The organism is Haloactinospora alba, assembly GCF_006717075.1.
Classification (GTDB): Bacteria; Actinomycetota; Actinomycetes; order Streptosporangiales; family Streptosporangiaceae; genus Haloactinospora; species Haloactinospora alba.
In genome coordinates this window covers 176,960-193,674 of record NZ_VFQC01000002.1, presented here as the reverse complement: position 1 = coordinate 193,674, position 16,715 = coordinate 176,960, and the positions used below count along the sequence as shown (strand labels likewise).

The 16,715-nt window shown below is 67.2% G+C and carries 14 protein-coding genes; 10 read left to right on the top strand and 4 right to left on the bottom strand.

Annotated features, from left to right (window positions below):
• Window positions 1–33: 33 nt before the first annotated feature.
• The 7 genes from FHX37_RS23300 to FHX37_RS18415 all read left to right on the top strand — a co-directional run bounded on the left by FHX37_RS23300 (window position 34) and on the right by FHX37_RS18415 (window position 7,557).
• Complete coding sequence (locus FHX37_RS23300; RefSeq protein WP_211351953.1) at window positions 34–264, top strand: hypothetical protein; 231 nt, start codon at window positions 34–36, stop codon at window positions 262–264.
• Window positions 265–282: 18 nt separating this feature from the next.
• The gene (locus FHX37_RS18440; RefSeq protein WP_141925484.1) at window positions 283–987 is read left to right on the top strand and encodes an HAD family hydrolase; all 705 of its coding nucleotides are present in this window, start codon (window positions 283–285) and stop codon (window positions 985–987) included.
• A gap of 310 nt (window positions 988–1,297) precedes the next feature.
• Window positions 1,298–1,882 carry an MDR/zinc-dependent alcohol dehydrogenase-like family protein gene (locus FHX37_RS18435; RefSeq protein ID WP_141925483.1) on the top strand — a complete coding sequence of 195 codons (585 nt, stop codon included), beginning with the start codon at window positions 1,298–1,300 and terminating at the stop codon, window positions 1,880–1,882.
• Complete coding sequence (locus FHX37_RS18430) at window positions 1,875–2,669, top strand: apurinic/apyrimidinic endonuclease family protein (RefSeq protein ID WP_141925482.1); 795 nt, start codon at window positions 1,875–1,877, stop codon at window positions 2,667–2,669. The genes FHX37_RS18435 and FHX37_RS18430 overlap by 8 nt, the downstream gene beginning before the upstream one ends.
• Window positions 2,666–3,697 carry a glycosyltransferase gene (locus FHX37_RS18425; RefSeq protein WP_141925481.1) on the top strand — a complete coding sequence of 344 codons (1,032 nt, stop codon included), beginning with the start codon at window positions 2,666–2,668 and terminating at the stop codon, window positions 3,695–3,697. The genes FHX37_RS18430 and FHX37_RS18425 overlap by 4 nt, the downstream gene beginning before the upstream one ends.
• 81 nt (window positions 3,698–3,778) lie before the next feature.
• Window positions 3,779–4,822, top strand: coding sequence for a phosphotransferase enzyme family protein (locus FHX37_RS18420; RefSeq protein ID WP_141925480.1), 1,044 nt, complete (start codon window positions 3,779–3,781; stop codon window positions 4,820–4,822).
• 134 nt (window positions 4,823–4,956) lie between these two features.
• Window positions 4,957–7,557, top strand: coding sequence for a Gfo/Idh/MocA family oxidoreductase (locus FHX37_RS18415; protein WP_141925479.1), 2,601 nt, complete (start codon window positions 4,957–4,959; stop codon window positions 7,555–7,557).
• Window positions 7,558–8,330: 773 nt separating this feature from the next.
• Here the strand turns inward: FHX37_RS18415 and FHX37_RS18410 are convergent.
• Entirely contained in the window at window positions 8,331–9,065 is a 735-nt protein-coding gene (locus FHX37_RS18410) for a hypothetical protein (RefSeq protein ID WP_141925478.1), read from the bottom strand.
• A 689-nt stretch (window positions 9,066–9,754) separates the two neighbouring features.
• Here FHX37_RS18410 and FHX37_RS18400 point away from each other — a divergent pair.
• On the top strand, window positions 9,755–10,084 hold the full coding sequence (locus FHX37_RS18400) for a hypothetical protein (protein ID WP_246062435.1): 330 nt from the start codon (window positions 9,755–9,757) through the stop codon (window positions 10,082–10,084).
• Window positions 10,085–10,402: 318 nt separating this feature from the next.
• Here FHX37_RS18400 and FHX37_RS18395 read toward each other — a convergent pair whose 3' ends face one another.
• On the bottom strand, window positions 10,403–10,972 hold the full coding sequence (locus FHX37_RS18395; RefSeq protein ID WP_211351952.1) for a TetR/AcrR family transcriptional regulator: 570 nt from the start codon (window positions 10,970–10,972) through the stop codon (window positions 10,403–10,405).
• A gap of 93 nt (window positions 10,973–11,065) precedes the next feature.
• On the opposite strand from FHX37_RS18395, the gene FHX37_RS18390 reads away from it, so the two are divergent.
• Together FHX37_RS18390 and FHX37_RS18385 are read left to right on the top strand one after the other, a co-directional pair.
• The gene (locus FHX37_RS18390; RefSeq protein WP_141925476.1) at window positions 11,066–12,268 is read left to right on the top strand and encodes an MFS transporter; all 1,203 of its coding nucleotides are present in this window, start codon (window positions 11,066–11,068) and stop codon (window positions 12,266–12,268) included.
• Window positions 12,269–12,547: 279 nt separating this feature from the next.
• A complete protein-coding gene (locus tag FHX37_RS18385) occupies window positions 12,548–13,810 on the top strand; it encodes a L,D-transpeptidase (protein WP_141925475.1) in 1,263 nt (420 codons plus the stop codon).
• A gap of 76 nt (window positions 13,811–13,886) precedes the next feature.
• Here FHX37_RS18385 and FHX37_RS18380 read toward each other — a convergent pair whose 3' ends face one another.
• Complete coding sequence (locus tag FHX37_RS18380; protein WP_141925474.1) at window positions 13,887–14,552, bottom strand: ATP-binding cassette domain-containing protein; 666 nt, start codon at window positions 14,550–14,552, stop codon at window positions 13,887–13,889.
• A gap of 46 nt (window positions 14,553–14,598) precedes the next feature.
• Window positions 14,599–16,668 (bottom strand): bacteriocin-associated integral membrane family protein, encoded by a 2,070-nt coding sequence (locus FHX37_RS18375; protein ID WP_141925473.1) that lies wholly within the window; start codon window positions 16,666–16,668, stop codon window positions 14,599–14,601.
• Window positions 16,669–16,715: the final 47 nt, after the last annotated feature.

The window sequence follows — 16,715 nt, the reverse complement described above, 5'->3', positions numbered from 1 at the left end:
GATCCCGCAGCGAGCGAAGGCCATCGGGAGAGGGTGGATTCCCATACGGCCGCCACGGTGTGGCTGCGGGCCAGTGCGCACCTCATCGACCGGGTGCTGGAGCGGTCGGACATGGTGCTGCGTCACGTCGAGGACGCTGACGCGGTGCGACGACGCGCTGGACTCGTGCGTGCGCTTGCCCGAACGCTACCCCTGTCCGCCCTCCGGGGCTCTCCTTCGGGGGTCGCTGACCAGGTGGAGCGTCTGGCCATCCCCACGAGCTGAGTAGAGAGGACACCCAGCATGGCGAGGATTCGCGCTCTCGCGATCGACTGCGGGGGCACACTGTCCCATTCCGCCCCGCGTGTGGAAGGAAGCATGGTCGCGTGGGTGCTCTCTGGTGATCTCGGCTTGCGGCTGCCCGAAGAATTCGCCGCCGCGTTCGACTCCGCCCATCACCGCGCTTGGCACGAGGACCGCGCCAGTGGCGCCCACACCCCGTTCTCCCGGGTGTTGGCCACGGCCGCGAGCCAGTGCGGCGTTCACCTGCCCGATCCGGACGGCGCGAGTGAGGCCGTGTTCTCCTCGCTCCCGGATGGCCGGATCGACGGCAAGGCGGCCCGTGCCCTACGACGGCTGCACCACACGGGTTTGCGGTGTGTGCTGGCGTGTGACACCCAGCGTCCGGAGACAGTTCGCCGTCACACGCTGGATAGGGCCGGTATCGGATCGTGCTTCCATGCCCTGGTGCTGTCGAGCGAGCTGGGGTGGCGCAAACCGCATCCGCGGTTCTACGCCGCGGTGATCGCGGCGGCAGGGGTCGATCCTGAAGAAATCGTCTTCGTGGGCGATACGCCCGCAAAGGATGCGAGCGGGCCGCGCGCCCACGACATGATGGCCGTCCTGATCGCCTCGGACGGCCGCCCGCACGGCCTGGATTCGCGGATCGGGGTGCTTCACCGCTTCGCCGAGCTACCGGCCTACCTGGAGGACCGCTATGGCATCTGAAATGTCCCCCGTCCCCACGCATCACGGCGCCCGTGTGCTCTTGAACAGTGGGCGAGCCGAGCTCCTGTCTCCGCGGCCGGTCCCGCGGGGGTCCGTTACCGCGTGCGTCAGTGTCCTTAGCCCGGGGACCGAACGCCGCCACCTGGCCGCGACCGCCTCCGGTCCAGCGCGTGAGGCGGGCTACATGAACCTGGCACGTGGCAGTGACGGTAGTTGGATAGTGGCGCCGGTCCCCCATGGTGCGGCGTTCTGTCCGGACCATCCCAGGGCCGTGGCTTGTGCGCCGGGCGCCTCGGTTGAGGTGGCGGCGTTGGCTCGGTTCCAGCAGATGGCCGTGCTCGGTCTGGATCGTCTCCCGGCGAGCGTGGAACTGGATGGGGCCGTGGTGCTCGGCTCTGGCCCGGTCGCCGTGGGGTGCGCATTGGGACTATATCGGCGGGGTGCTCGCAAGGTCCGGGTACGCACCGCGCGGCGCGGAGCGGCTATCGGACGCCTTCCCGCAACGCACATCGAATCCGGAGGCGGAGCCGCGCACTTGGTCATAGACGCCGTGGGCGCCCCCGAACGCGCGGCGTCGACGCTTGCTGCCGGCGGAGTCCTCGGACTGCTGGGAACTCCCGGCGAGGCGTCCACCATCGCCGCTGCGCAGGCACACCGGCAGGGATGGACCCTGGTCGGCATGCACGAACTCGCCGGTCACCATCCCGGCCGTTACGGGGAGGCCTACACCAGAGCCGTCGGGTGGTTGGCAACCGAGCTGGAACCGGAGTTCGTGACCTCGTTGTGCCGCACGGTCCCAGGGGATCGCGCCCCCGAGGAGTTCGCCTCCCTGACCAAGCCGGAGCGGCGCCAGCCGGAGCCGGTGATCCTCTTCGACTGGAGCAGCGATGGTTAAGGCTGACCCGGTGGGTGTCTACAGTATCTCGGTGCGCGGGTTCGAGGTGGAGGACCTGCTGGTATGGGCGAACGAGAACGCCATCCCCTTCCTCCACCTGCGCGGCGGTCCGCGCGGTGTCGACCTCGTCAACCGTTCTCCGGGCCAGCTTGAACACTGGCGGCGGGTAGCGCGTCACAGCGTGCCGGTTACGGGAGTGACGGCCGATGTCGACCTGGCTGATCTGGTAACGGGAGATGAGCCCACCCGCAGGGCCGCGTGGGAACAGGTGCGTCAGCTCTGTGCAGCGGCCCACCGCCTGGGAGCGCGATGGGTACGCCTGCTCGCCCGAGCCCCGCTCACCCGCGCGCATGCGCTGCCAAGCGATCCGGTCCTTCCCACCGCGTCCCTGCCGTTGCTGGTCGAACTCCACCACCCGCGTTGGTTGGATCCTGATGCCTTCACCGCCTTGGTGGCGCTGATGCGGCGCCATCGAGGAGTGCGGTTACTGGCCGATACCGCCCAGCTCGGTGCGGCCCTAGCGGGTGGGGGCGATCGCGGTATCGCCGCTGCGGTACTCGACTGGTCGAGGGTCGTGCACCTCTCGGATGACGGGACCGGGCTGACACACCCGGAGCGGGAGGAGATCGCCACGCTGGCCGCGCGCCGCGTGGCACAGGGACGGGCGATGGAGGTGGCACTGGAGTGGACCGGTACGGATCGCAGCCCCCGAGTGTGCCTGGATCGTTACCGCTCAGCGCTCGCTTGGTGGGCCCGAGTTCGCGCGCGCACTGGAGCGACGCGATGAGCGGCGGATCCGTGCGGCCGTGGGTGGTCGTCACCTCCTATCCGGCCTGGCCCAGCCCGTATTTCGCCGAAATGGCCCGGCACGCTCCTACCGAACTCGCTCTGGAGTTCAGTCCTGACCTGGACAGCCTCACCCGTGACGATGGCGGCGGCGTGATCAACCTACACCGCCTCAAGCGCCTCTATCGCACTGCCGAGGGCACCCGCACGGCGAACGCCGCCGAGCGGATGCTGTGTCGCCTGACCGAACTGCGTCGAGACGGATGGCATGTGGTGTGGACCGTCCATAACCTGCTGCCGATAGATGGGACCCCTCCTTGTGAGGCCGACCGTCTGGCCGCCCGCGGTGTCCTCGATTTGGCGGATACGATCATCACTCATACCCGCGCCGACGCGGCCCACATCCGTCGACTGGCCGACACGCCAGTCATCGTGGCCGGATGGGGCGGAATCACCGCGTCAACGGCACCGGTGACACGACCGGTCGCGGAGCTGGCCGCCCGTATGACGAGTGATTCCATGTCGGTACTGATGTTGGGCAACATGACGCCCTACAAAGACCCTCGAGGTGTCCTCGACGCTTTTCTTCGTAATAGCCGATCCTCTCGCCTGTTCCTCGTCGGTCCTTGCCCCCAGGAGGACCTGGCCCGAGAGCTGTTGGCGGCGGCGGATAACAGTGACGGCCGTGTCCAGGTGCGCTTGGGGCGCATCGCGCCCGAGCACATCACCGCGCTGTACCGGTCGGCGGATGTAGCCCTGTGTCCCTACCGCGCTGACGGGTCCTGGGAGTTCTTCTCCCGGGCCCTCTTCCCCTCGTCGGTGGCGACCGCGGTCGAGTTCGCCGTTCCGGTCGTCGCCCCCAATCTTCCCTCCATCCGGGAGATCACCGACGGACACCCGCGTCTGCTCTACCCCCCGCCGCCGGACCGGGACAGGCGCTCGCTGCCGCCGAGGAGCGCACCTGGCCACAGCCCCACCCCAATCGGCGCCACGGTTGGCGCGACGTCATGGCGACCTACCTCGACGTAGCGAAGACACTGCCGTCTGTCACCTCCCGACGCTAGCGTGGCCACCGATTATCCAGAGCTACCACCGGAAGGATCATCCGCGATGAGCGAACCGACCACCGCCGAGACGCACCAGACCATCCTGGCGACCCTGGCCGAGGACTACGCCATGGGAGAGGCCGAGGTGACCCGGCTGCCCATCGGTCAGGGCACGGTGAACTACCGAGCGGCCTGGCGGGGGCGTGACTACTTCGTCAAGCACTACCCCGCCGGGACGGACCTGGACGCCGAGTCCCAAGCGATCGACCTCACCGACCTCGCCGCGCGCCACGAGGTACCCACCCCCGGTCTGGTGCGTACACGCCAGGGGCAGGCGATCAGCCACCGCGACAACGTAGCGGTGTCGGTGTGGGAATGGGTGCGGGGCCATACCGTCACCGACGGTTTCACCCCCGCCCAGCAGGAGGCCGCCGGTGCGGCGTTGGGACGCATCCACCACGCCTTCGCCACCCACCCCGACAGCGCGAGGACGTCGCCGGAGCTGGAGACCTGGCTGCACCCCGACGTGACCGGGATCGAGGACACGATCACCGACCTGCTGGAACGCGTCGCCCAGCGGGACCACCGCGACGACTTCGACCATCTCGCCGAACAGACCCTCACCGAACGACGCCATGCTCTACGGGAGGTCCCCGCCCTGCTGGACGGATTGCCCGTGATGACCACCCAGGTGCTACACGGCGACTACAGCGCCGTCAACCTGCTCTTCGACGGCGAGCGCCTGAGCGCGGTGACGGACTTCCGCCCACCCGAGCCCTTCCTGATCGCCTACGAACTCGGCCGTATCGCCTTCGACCCGCGCACCGTGGTCCTCGACGAGAACTGGATCACCGCGGCCTCCCGCCTCGTCGCCGCCTACCTGGACACCAACCCCGCGGTGCGCGGTGAGGACGTGCGCGCGTGTGCCCGTGTGGCGTTGCTGCAACTGCTGCGGAGCCTGTATGGCGTCAAGCAGCACTACCGCAAACCGGGCCTGTACCAGAAGGACCTGGACGACTTCTGGCTGCTGCGCCACCGTGCCAGCAACCGGCTGCTGGCCCAGCTCGACCATGCCGAGGCGGCCCTCGACGAGATCACTCGCCGGTAAGAGACCTCGCACCATCACCTCCACCCAGCCGAGGAGCCTCATGACTCGCCCGCCAGCCGGGTCTTCCCGTCACGCATGGCGCGTGTTGCGCGGACCGGTTACCCCGCCCCCAGGTCCTCAACGCCGCGACGGACGTGGCCGCCAATCACGGCCTCACCATCCAACAGGAAAGCGACGACGCGATGCGCCTCGTCGTCTCCGATACGGAGTCCTCAGCGGTGAGCGTGTTCTGGAAACCACTTCCGCCCCAACCTCCCCACACGGTGGGTCACCAACTCACACCGCCAGAACACCTTGAGATCCTCATTCAGGCCGGTCCCGGAGACACCTCGGAGGCGACACGGGAACTGGGAGAGCACCTGGATACTTTGCGCCTGCCCTACACCGAATCCGAGATCGAGGGCATCACCACCGCGATGCCCCTCCTGGCGCACTACAGCAATCCCGATCCCGCCCTGGACGACTGGGCGCTGCTGTTTCGCGACCATTACCTCGAGCACAGCGTCGGGTTCCTCCTAGCCATGGAACGCGCCGGTATACCCCCGGAATGGATCTTCGCTCTGGCCAAGGGCGACCGCACCTACAACCGGGAACGGATCCACGCCACCTTCCACACCCGGGGATACCGCAGCGGACTACTCGACAATACCGCCATCAACACCCCAGAGGCCCACGGCGCCGAACTCACCGACGTCACCGCTACCCTCGACGCCTTCATCGACACCGCGCACTCCGCGGGGCGCAAGGTCCTCGTCGTCGACGACGGCGGTCTGATCGCCCGCGGCTATGGCGCCCCTGACGCCGAACGGCGGGTGGACGCGGCGGTCGAACTCACTGTCAGCGGCATCAAGCGCATCACCCAGGCCGGCCCACTGGCCATCCCGGTGCTGAACATGGCCCGCTCACACACCAAGACCTCGCTGGGCTACCCAGAGATCGCCGACTCCTGCCTGCGCCGCCTGCGCGCCCTCATCGGCGACCGCAAGTTCATCGGCCGCCAGGTCCTGCTCATCGGCTACGGCACGCTCGGTTGCCGCCTGGCACCAGCACTGCGCGGACTGGGCTGCCGTGTCGACGTGCTCGACACCGACCTACCCTCCCTCATCGCCGCCGCCGAAGCCGGATACCCCACTCACCGCAGCACCCCTGACGCTCTGCGCGTCACCGATCCGTTCCTGATCATCGGAACCACCGGTGAGCAAGCGTTGACCGGTGACGACCTGTCCTTCCTGTCCGACGGCGTGTTCCTAGCGCCGTTCGCCACCCGCGACTTCTCGATCCTGACCGAGACCACATCCTCCACCCATGACATCCCCGGCGTCGGACGCCGCGTTCGCCTCCCAGGCGGCAACACGGTGGTGCTGCTCGGTGATGGTCGTTCGATGAACCTCTTCGAGGCCGACTCGATCCCCAATCAGGGATACGACGCCTACCGCGCTGGCACCCTGATCGCCGCCAAACACCTGTGCGCCAACGCCGATCAGATCCCGCCCGGCCTGTACCGGGACCCCGCCGACGCGGCGATCGAAGCCGCTGGGCTCTTCGATGCCTACTACGACCGCTACCTCGCCCATCCCACCCAGTGCCCCAAGACCACAGGCATGACAACGCGAGAGCGCCGCCAGGTCAACGCCTGCGTCGTGGGCTATGGCAACGCCGGCCGCCTACACACCCAGATCCTCACCGAACTGGGCGCTGACATCACGATCATCGACCCCAAACACCAGGATGTCCCCAAGGGCCACCACTCCTTTCCGCACGACGTCGCCAACCTGCCCACCGTCCGGGCCGCAGCGATCGACCTGTGGTCCATCTGTTGCCCCACCGCCGATCACCTGCCAGTGCTGCGCGCCGTGCTGGAGCACAACCCCGCCGCCCGTGTGCTTGTGGAGAAACCCGCCTGTCAGGGGCACGAGATCGAGGAGTTCACCAGCCTGCTGGCTACCCATCCTCGCGCACGGGTCCTAGTCAACGACCAATACCAACACTCCACCGTGCTCCCCGCCTTCACCGACCTCCTGCGTGAATACGAAGGGCAGGCGCCCATCACCCACGCAGCGATCACCTTCACCAAGGACCGCACCGCCGACATCGCCAACGGGCGGTTCATCGACCGCACCTACGGAGTCCTGGGATACGAATGGCTGCACATGCTCGCGGTGCTGTCCCGCGTTCTCCCCGCCCCGCTCGTCGAGGCCTACTTCGCCTCCATACCCGAGGCAGCGGAACTCTGGGCTACCTACGACCCGCGGCTCTTCGTCGCCGCCCTCACCGAGCGCACCACTCTCGACCATCCCAGCGAGGGTCGCACCCGTCTGGAACTGGCCTCCTCCATCCTTGGCCCCAGCATCCTGCTCGGAACGGCACCGCAACCACGTTCACCCTGGCGCCGCGATATCCGCACCGCTGACGACCGGCACCGCCACGTCCGTCTGGAAACCGGTAACACCCGGTTCACCCTGCACCTCGAGCCCGTCACCGCGCCCGGAGGATGGCAACTGGAGCGCAATCATCACCGACTCACCGCCGAACGCGACAACCACCTGCTCTACGACGAGGTCTTGGAAGACTCACCCCTATCCACAGCGATCCGTTACGCGATGAGAAGCCTGCTGGACGAAGCACCCCTACCCGAGGTGGACCTGATACCACTACGGCGCATCGCCGCACTCGCCGAGATCCTGCGCGATCGCGCACCGCACGACACTCCCGCGTTCACAGTCACCAATCAATGACCGGTCCCCCTCCCCGAAGACCGGTTCGCACAGGCCGGGCCAAAACTCTGATCGCTTCCAACACCCCAGCCTTCTAAGAGCTCATCTCATTTGGTGAGTAAGCGGAGCACTCGCCCTCCGCGATTCGACCGGGTAGTAGTTGGGGGCTTCGTCTTCTTGCTGGAGCCATACCTGTTCAATCAGGAATGTGATGGCCAGCGCGCCGTCCCAGCGGTTCCAGTCGAAAACCGTCTCCAGTCCGCGCCATGTCGCCGTCGTACCGGCTGGCCGTGTGTTCGCGGTGTGGGTGCGCCCGGACTACGGACGCACGGACCGCGGTAGCTCCCACGGGACGGTCGCCGTGATCGACGCGGACACCGGGGATCTGGTCTGGCACCAACCGGTGCACAGTACAGCTGCCGACGGTGGGGGGAGGGCCGCGACGACGCGCTGTGTTTCACCAGCGACGGCACCTACCTGGCTGTGAGTGTGGGGATGACGGTGTGCACTGGTACGCGGCCGCGGACGGCGCGCCGGCCGGTCGCACACACCTGGTGGATGGAGTGAACGGGATGACTACTGATCCGCATCAGGGAGGGGTGCTGGTGGCCGGCAGTTCCGGCCTGCGGCGTGTCCACCCCACCGGTGACGTGTAGCGGAAGCACAGGGTAGATTTAGCTTTGGTGCGTAGCTGGTCACCAAAACATCATCCTGCGTTTTCGGTGGTCAGCGTATCGCTCCCGTACGGTGTGGCCGCACTCGTCTTCCTCTTGCGCATCGGTGGGCAGCAACGCTTATCTCGCTTTTCCGGTCGGAACATAACGATCCAGCGAGTCCACGATGCTGTTCGGTACCACCATCTCGCCGCTGGGGCGGGTGATGACTCTCCAGTCGCCCTCGCTCCACTGCAAATCCAGCACGTGGGAGCTTATGGCCTCCGGATCATCGATCTGTAGCGCCACATCCACTCGCGCGTAGTCGGGGTTGTAGGTCACCAGCTGCACCCCGGCCAGACGGCTGCGGATCGTCTCCTCATCCTTAGAGGGGTCTTTTAGCTTCTCCAGCGCGGCCTCTTTGCCCTCACCCTCGGCGAACATGCGCTGCACCACGTCTTTGCGTATGTCGGACAAGGACGACATCGCTATGAGGTTCAGTCCGGCTGCCACCGCCCCTTGCGGGGAGTGGGCATAGCAGTAGCGCACTCCGTTGTCGTCGACCTCACCGGGCCCGTGGCCGGGAAAGTGGGGCGCTTCCAGCGCACCTACCGGCTCCCAGGTCACATCCTCGGGAAACGTGTCGAACGAGCTGTCGGAGTTACCGTCCAGCCCACAGACACTGGCGCTGTCGTCGCTGCCCTTGGGCGTGGTGGTGCGCCCCTCCTCGGGCATCTCGTCTCTGGGCACACCGCCCCCCTCAGGGGTGGACCCGGTTGTGGGACTGCTGTCTGCGGCATTGGGCCCCTGGCCGCCCTCATCGGTGGCCAGAGTGGTGATCGTCACCGCGATACCCACCACGAAAATGGCAGCCACAGTTATCGCCGAGATCACGAACCCCCGACTCGCCCACGGAAGGTTCGCAGATATTGACGTGTCTGCTCCGTCAGAACTGTCCTCAGTCACAGGTCACACTCTCCTCGACACTCGTCAGGTAGCCAGTACACCGATCAGAGAACCGGCCGCGCCGATCAGAATCGCGCCGCCCCCTGTATAGTCGAGTTTGCCGAGGTGCTCACCACCCCCGGCGCATACTGATCGCCATCGTGGTCCCCACAGCCATCACCCAGCCCTGACGTGTATCTATCTAGCGCTGATGAGCCTGGATTCCAACGGGACCGGCCGCAAACGCTGGGCCAACCGCTGTAAAAAGGCCCTCAATACCTTCGAGGGCGCCTTACCGCAACACGCCGATAACCAGAAAATAATTACACCGAAACCTTGACAGGTCCCGACTGTGCGCCGTGCGGCTGTATTTCGGTATGCGCTTGGGCAGCTACGATCCCCCGCGCTGGTCGATATGCTCACTCGCCCCAACGCCTTTTTCCCCGGCAGGTTCCTGGCTGGTGCTGTCATCGTGACTTTGGCTTCTGCCGCTGTGGGAACCACGATTTCTGGAATTGCTGGAACCCTTCACAATTACAAGAGTGTGGATGGTGGCCGCTGGGAGGAGATCGCCGATGCGGGGTGGCAGGAAGTGTCGGTGTCGACGATGGTGAGGTCACGTGGACATCCGGCTGGATTCGGTGACGAAGAGTGTGGGGAACAGCATGGTTGAGGAGTACCAGAAGCGGGAGTGGACTGGTCAGGAGGCTGTTCGCTACGAGGCCGCTTTGGAAGCGATCAATGGTGCGGTCGGTGCCTACAGTGCGCTCATCGCTCGCGAAGAGGCCAAACCCGAGCCGGATCCTGCGGTCATTGCCGAGGCAGAACAGGGACGAAGTGAGTGCGCCAAGCACAGGAAGCAGCTGGATCCAGCCGACGCTGAGCAGGTGGCCCATACCCGGTCGCGCTTCAGTCAGCTCGCCCGCGAGATCCGTGAAAGGTCTCGATAAGCGGCGCTGAACGCTACGAACCCTCCTTAAAAGAGAACGCGCGGCTCTTCCACGGCGACATTCTCCCCAGCCTCCCGGAAGGGTGGTAGTCCCAGGGGCTCTCCCCGCGTGACCTCGTGACCTCCCAGACCGACTTTGGTCAGAGCCGCGTTCCACAGGACTCCGGTACGGCGGTTCCGAAGGAAGCCAGCGTCAGACTGCCGAGCATGGAGCGGGTCCCGCACCGCGCGCCGCAGCCGTCGCCTCGCTCGGCAGTGTGAAACCTCCCGTGCGAACCCACGGCCGCGCGTCCGGCTGACGACGCGCACCCCCGCGTCGTCAGGACGGGTGCTGGTCGTCCAGAAGTTCGTGCACCAGGGCGTCGACGCGTTCCGGTGTGATCTGTGCCGGGTCGAACAGGATGCGGTACATCATCGGCGCGACCAGGTGGTCGAGTACCTGGTCGGCGTCCGGGGCGGGTTCGCCGCGGTCGGCGGCGCGCTGCAGCATGACGCTGACCTGCTCGTAGGCGTACCCGCAGCACTGGCCGGTGTTGGCCGTTCCGGTGTCGCCGGCGATGACGTCGCGGATGTACTCCCGTCCCGGTGAGGAGGACATCTCCTCCAGGTACTGCACCGCCCACGCGTTCAGGTCGGAGGCCAGGGCGCCGGTGTCCTCGGGCGGGGCGTCGGGGCGCAGCCGTTCCGCGGCGACGTCGGAGAGCAGTTCCTGCAGCCCTCCCCACCGGCGGTAGACCGTCGACGGGGTGACGCCGGCGTGCTGGGCGACGAGCGGAACACTCAGCTCACTCCGGGAACGCTGGCCCAGCAGTTCCTGGACGGCGGCGTGCACGGACCGCTGGACTCGGGCGCTGCGCCCGCCCGTGCGGGTTCCCTGGATCGGACTCACACCCCCACTCTATCGCACAATCTTTGCTTTAGCTGCGGGAGAGGTGTACCGTCTTTAACGCAAAATCTTTGCTTTAAGTATTTGGGGAAACCTGTGTCCATCACCGAGTTACGACCCGCACGGTCCCGTCAGGCCCTGGGAACCGTTTCAACCACGGCGCTGCAGGCCAGCATCCTGGTCGCCTTCCTCGCCGCCTCCGCCGCACCCACCCCGCTGTACGCCCTGTACCAGGAGCAGTGGGGACTGCCCTCAAGCGCCATCACCGTCGTGTTCGGCGTGTACGCCCTGGCGCTGCTGACCGCTCTGCTCCTGGTCGGCCAGATCTCCGACCACATCGGCCGCCGCCCGGCCATCCTGGGCGCCATCGCGCTCGAGACCGCCTCCATAGCCGTGTTCCTCACCGCCGACAGTCTCGGTGCGCTGGTCGCCGCACGCGTCATGCAGGGACTGGCGACCGGTGCCGCCACCGGGGCGCTCGGCGCCGCACTGCTCGACACCGCCCCCGTCCGAGGACCGATGGTCACCAGCCTCGCCCCGATGGCAGGTATGGCCGCCGGCGTCCTGGGGTCCAGCGCACTAGTGCAATACGCGCCCGCCCCGATGCGCCTGGTCTACGCCGTCCTCATCGTCCTGCTCCTACTGCAGGCGGCCGCCATGCTGGCAACAGCCGAGAGCGCCGAACGCAGGCCCGGCGTCCTCGCCTCCCTGCGCCCACACGTCACCGTCCCGGTTCCGGCCCGCCGCGCCATGCTCGTCGCCGCCCCCATCGACATCGCCGTATGGGCACTGGGTGGCTTCTACCTCTCCCTGGGTCCCTCGCTCGCCACGGCCGTGACCGACTCCAACAATCCCCTGATCGGCGGAGCCGCCGCCTTCGCGCTGACGAGCAGCGGTGCAGCTGCGATCTTCCTCCTGCGCACCGCACCAGCACTGCGGGTCATGCTCATCGGTGCGCCTGCCCTGGCTGCCGGCGTCGCCACCACCCTGGCCGGAGTAGCGTTCGGGGCGAGCGCGCTCTTCTTCGCCGGTACCGTCCTGGCCGGGGTCGGTTTCGGCGCGGGCTTCCAGGGCGCACTGCGCACCGTGGTCCCCCTGGCCGCCCCGCACGAACGCGCGGGACTCATGTCGGCCTTCTACGTCCTCAGCTACCTGGCGATGTGCCTGCCCGCCGTCACCGCCGGCTTCGCCGTCGACGCCCTGCCGTTGACCACCGTGACCAACGTCTACGGGGCAGCGCTGATCATCCTCGCCGTCCTGGCCGTCCTCGGCACCCGCGCGATCAACCGCAGTTCGTGATAGTTATGAAACTCTGTGTAACAGATGTGATGATTGTGGCCAGAGTGCGGGTATATGTCCGATAGGGCTCGTCCTCTGGGGACGTACCACCGAAAACGAATTCCCGGATATAGGCGGAAAGGGTGTCTCGTATCGCTGTGTGCCACTGTTGGTCGGCGGTGCGGTATAGCCTTGCGAGAGTAAAAACCGGGAAAAGAACCAACCGGAGTGCTGGAGGCCGCACCCGTGGACGGTACCCCCCTACTCCCGAAACACCGCCGTCTGGGTACGGCGGTCGCCATGTCATCGCTCCTGCTCGTCGGGGCGTGCTCCACCTCCGCCACCAACACGGCGGGGGAGGACGCCGGCGCCGAGGCCGGCGTGAGCATCACCCCCGAGGACGGTTCCTCCGAGGTGGCGCCGGACGCGCCGATCACGGTCCAGGCCGACAACGGCACCGTCACCGAGGTCACCGTCGACCAGGAGCCCGCCGGTAAGGACAGCGCCGGCTCCGACGACCAGCGCGACGACGGCGACAGGGAGCTCGACGCCCTCACCGGGACGTTCAACGACGACAAGAGCGAGTGGGCCAGCGACTGGACCATGACCCCCGGCAACACGGTCACCGTGACCGCCACCGCGGAAACCCCCGAGGGTGGGACCGCCGAGGTCGTCAGCGAGTTCACCACCCGGCAGGCTCCGGAGGGCCAGCGGCTGGAGCTGGAGTCCAACCTGCCCAACAGCGGGGAAACGGTCGGTGTGGGCATGCCGCTGATCGTGAACTTCGACCGGCCCGTGGAGAACAGGGCCGAGGTCGCCGCCGCCATGGAAGTCACCTCCGAGAAACCCGCCAAGGGAGCGTGGAACTGGTTCCGGGACCGCAACGGGGAGTACACGAAGGCGGTGTTCCGACCCGAGGAGTACTGGGAGCCCCACCAGGAGGTGACCGTGGACATGCACCTGGCGGGGGTGAGGGCCGGTGAGGACGTCCACGGCGTCAAGAACCACCGCCTGGAGTTCGAGGTCGGCCGCTCCCAGATCACCCGCACCTCCAACGACACCCACCGCATGCTGGTCGAACGGGACGGGGAGCAGATCAAGGACTTCCCGGTCAGCCTCGGCGACGGCAGCGAACCGGAGTACCGCACCACCAGCGGCACCCACGTGGTGAAGTCGCGCCGCAAGGACTACACCATGGACTCCTCCACCGTGAACATCCCGGAGGGCAGCTCGGACTCCTACGAGCTGGAAGTGGAATACGCGATGCGGCTGACCAACTCCGGGATCTTCGCCCACCACTCGCCCGGCAACACGTCCCTCGGCGAGACCAACGTGAGCCACGGCTGCATCAACATGAGCCTGGAGGACTCGCGGTGGTTCTACGAGAACTCGCTGCTCGGCGACCCCTACGAGGTCACCGGCACCACCCGCGAACTGGAGGTCACCAACGGGTGGGGCTACTGGCAACGCTCGTGGGACGAGTGGCTGGAGAACAGCGCGGGCGGCGAGGCCGACAAGACCGACGAACCCGGAACCCCCGGCTCCCCCTTCACCGAGAAGTGAGTTCCTGTTCCGGGACCGAACCCTGGCCTGCGGTTGACGGTGCGAACGGCAGGTTAGGGCCCGACCGCGTCCCGGGTCAGCCGGTGGCCTGGGTCCCGACGGTGCTCTGGGACCCGATGGTGACACTGGTGTCACAGCCGTCGCGGACCCGGTCGTCGTGGGTGGCGAGGACGACGGTGCACCCGGCGCGGCTCATGTCGCGCAGCACCTCGACCACCAGGTCAGCGTTGTCCTTGTCCAGGGCTCCGGTGGGCTCGTCGGCCAGGATCAGGGCGGGTTCCTTGACCATCAGGCGGGCCAGGCCCACACGCTGCTGCTCTCCGCCGCTGAGGTGGTGGATGGTTTCCCTCTCCCGCCCTTCCAGACCGACACGCTCCAGCGCCTTCCGGTAGTCGGGCCGGTGCCGGCTGAGGAGGGGGCGGCGGACGCGGGTGGCGATATCGAGATTGTCAGCGACTGTGGCGTTCTCGACCAGCGCGTAACTCTGGAACAGGTAGCCCAGCACGTCGCGGCGGAAACGGCGGCGCCGGGCCATACCGAACCGGAGGATGTCCTGCCCGTCGATGAGGATCCGGCCGCCGTCAGCGGGTTCCAGCAGGCCCAGGCAGTTCAGCAGGGTGGACTTGCCCGCCCCGCTGGGACCGGTGAGGGCGAGCATCTCCCCGTCCTGGATGGTGAGGTCCAGTCCGGACCACAGGGTTCGGTCCCCGAAGGACTTGGACAGGCTCTCGATGGTGATCACGGGTGGCTCCCTCGGAGTGCAGCGGGTTCGGACGGGTGTGCGGGTGTCATCCCTCGGAGGCGCCTTCCCGGATGACACGGCGATGGAACGCGGTCAGGACCGCCACGACCAGTCCCAGGCCCAGCGCGGTGATCCCCAGGGCCAGGAACGGCTCGGCTCCGGTGGTCTGCTCTCCGGGAGGCGGCGGGGGAGTCGCGGGGTCGCGGAGCTCGTTTCGGGTGGTCACGGTGTCCCACGCGACCCACCCGACGAAGGTGACCGCGAGCAGGGCCTCGATCGCGAGCAGCGAGCGGTGGGTGGCGGCGAACCTCCAGCCGCTGATGTGCCGGGCGAAGATGGTCTGGGCGTTCTTGCGGGAGTGGATGATGCACAGGGCCGCTCCCGTGATGAGCAGTACCGCGGTACCCGCGGCGAGGTTGAACGCTTCCAGCCGGAAGTCCCGCACGAGTTCCTGGTACTCCTCCGCTGCGTCCCGCGCCGCCGGACGCAGACCGTTCACGTACGCGGACATGGGCGGATCCGCGGTGGCGTCCAGGACGTCCCGGGGGTCGTTGAAGATGACCGACTCCCGGGTGGCGTAGGAGAAGTAGGTAACGTCGTGCAGCACATCGGAGCCGTTCGGGACGGCCACGACAACCGGGTCCTCCAGGAAGGGCCGCTCACCGGTGGTTCTTGACGGGGTATCCGCCCCGTAGGTGAACACCGACTGTTCGGATCTGGTCGGGAGCGGCTCGACGTCGACGTTCAGATCCGGGCTGTCCCTGGTCTGCAGGTCTGTCCATCTCGGGATACCCGCCACCAGGTCGTCCTCGTGCTCCCGGCGCGACTCGGGGATGAGCAGACGCACCCGGTTACTGCCGTGGGCAGCCGCCTCGTAGCGCTGGCCCGAGGGGGACACGACTGGCTGTTCCTCCAGGTAGGTGTCGTTGACGATGAGCACCGGGAAGTCGGGGCGGTCGGATTCCCGCGGCGTGAAGCGCTCCGCCGGTTCCCGGGCGGCGAGCACGAACTCTCCGTCCGCGTCGGCGCGTCGGAGCCACGCGCCGGCTTCCGCCTCCATCGTCTCCTGCTCGCCGATACTCCCGCTGAAGAGGACGTGTGAGGCGTTTCCGATCTCCTCGTAGGCGTCGCGGCTGTCTCGCTGCTCCTCGATCGCCTGGGCCGAGGACAGTACGGAACCGGCGACACCGAGCACCAGAACCATGGTCGGAACCCGCACGGCGTAGGCGCCGACCGTGGCCAGCCGGGAGGGAACCCTTCCCTTGAGGGACTGGAGGATGCCGCTGCGGTGGACCAGTGCGAGCGCTGCCGTATGCGTCACCAGGCCGACCAGAATGAAGACACCGAGGAAGAACAGGGAGGCGTCAAGGAAGGACCGGAACTGCGCGAACCCGTTGTAGAACCCGAGGAAGGCCAGGGTGCCGGCGGCCGTGAGCGCGAACGCGGGGAGCCAGAACCGTCCCAGTTGCGCCAGGTCCCGGGCGAGGATACGGCGCATGGACCAGCCATGGAGGCGCAGCACACCGTAGGACCTGGCGTTGAGGAGGACGCCCGAGCCGACCGCGATGACGCCGCAGAGGATGACGATGGTGAAGCAGGCGAGGAAGATGTCCTCCGCGATGCGGTCGAACCATCCGGGAGGGTCCTCGTGCACCGTGCCCCGCAGACCGAGCTCCGCCAGCGTGTCCCGCAGCGCGTGGATACTCTCCTGGGGGCCGAAGACCTGGTAGAAGCCCCGCGGGTCGGCGTTGGCGCGCTCTTCGAAGGGGTGGACCTCGGTCCGGACATCCCGTCCGAACGAAGGGTAACCCTCGTCCAACCACGACGCGGAGCGGGAACCAGGGGCGCCGACAGCCAGGTAAAGGTGCCGCTTCCCACCGGGATCACGGAGATCGGGGGTGTCGAGGCCGACGTTGACACGGTGCTCCCGGGCGAGCTCCTCGACAGCGGCCACGACCTCGGCACTGCTCGCTGAGCCCTCGGAGTCCCTGATCCAGAGATAGGCCGACTGGTCGGTGACACTGAACTCGTCCGCGCTCCTCAGGGTGAGAAAGGCCAGGACCACAGCGAAGACGAGAAAGGTCGCGTGGATGAACGTGATACTTCGGTGCAGCAAGGGTCCGCCTGTTTTCTAGGACCACGTCGCGTTCTTCGCGCGCTCGG

Excerpts from the sequence above, each read along its gene's own strand:
- FHX37_RS18440 (WP_141925484.1), top strand. The coding sequence starts at position 283 with ATGGCGAGGATTCGCGCTCTCGCGATCGACTGCGGGGGCACACTGTCC.
- FHX37_RS18430 (WP_141925482.1), top strand. The coding sequence starts at position 1,875 with ATGGTTAAGGCTGACCCGGTGGGTGTCTACAGTATCTCGGTGCGCGGG.
- FHX37_RS18425 (WP_141925481.1), top strand. The coding sequence starts at position 2,666 with ATGAGCGGCGGATCCGTGCGGCCGTGGGTGGTCGTCACCTCCTATCCG.
- FHX37_RS18420 (WP_141925480.1), top strand. The coding sequence starts at position 3,779 with ATGAGCGAACCGACCACCGCCGAGACGCACCAGACCATCCTGGCGACC.
- FHX37_RS18385 (WP_141925475.1), top strand. The coding sequence starts at position 12,548 with ATGTCATCGCTCCTGCTCGTCGGGGCGTGCTCCACCTCCGCCACCAAC.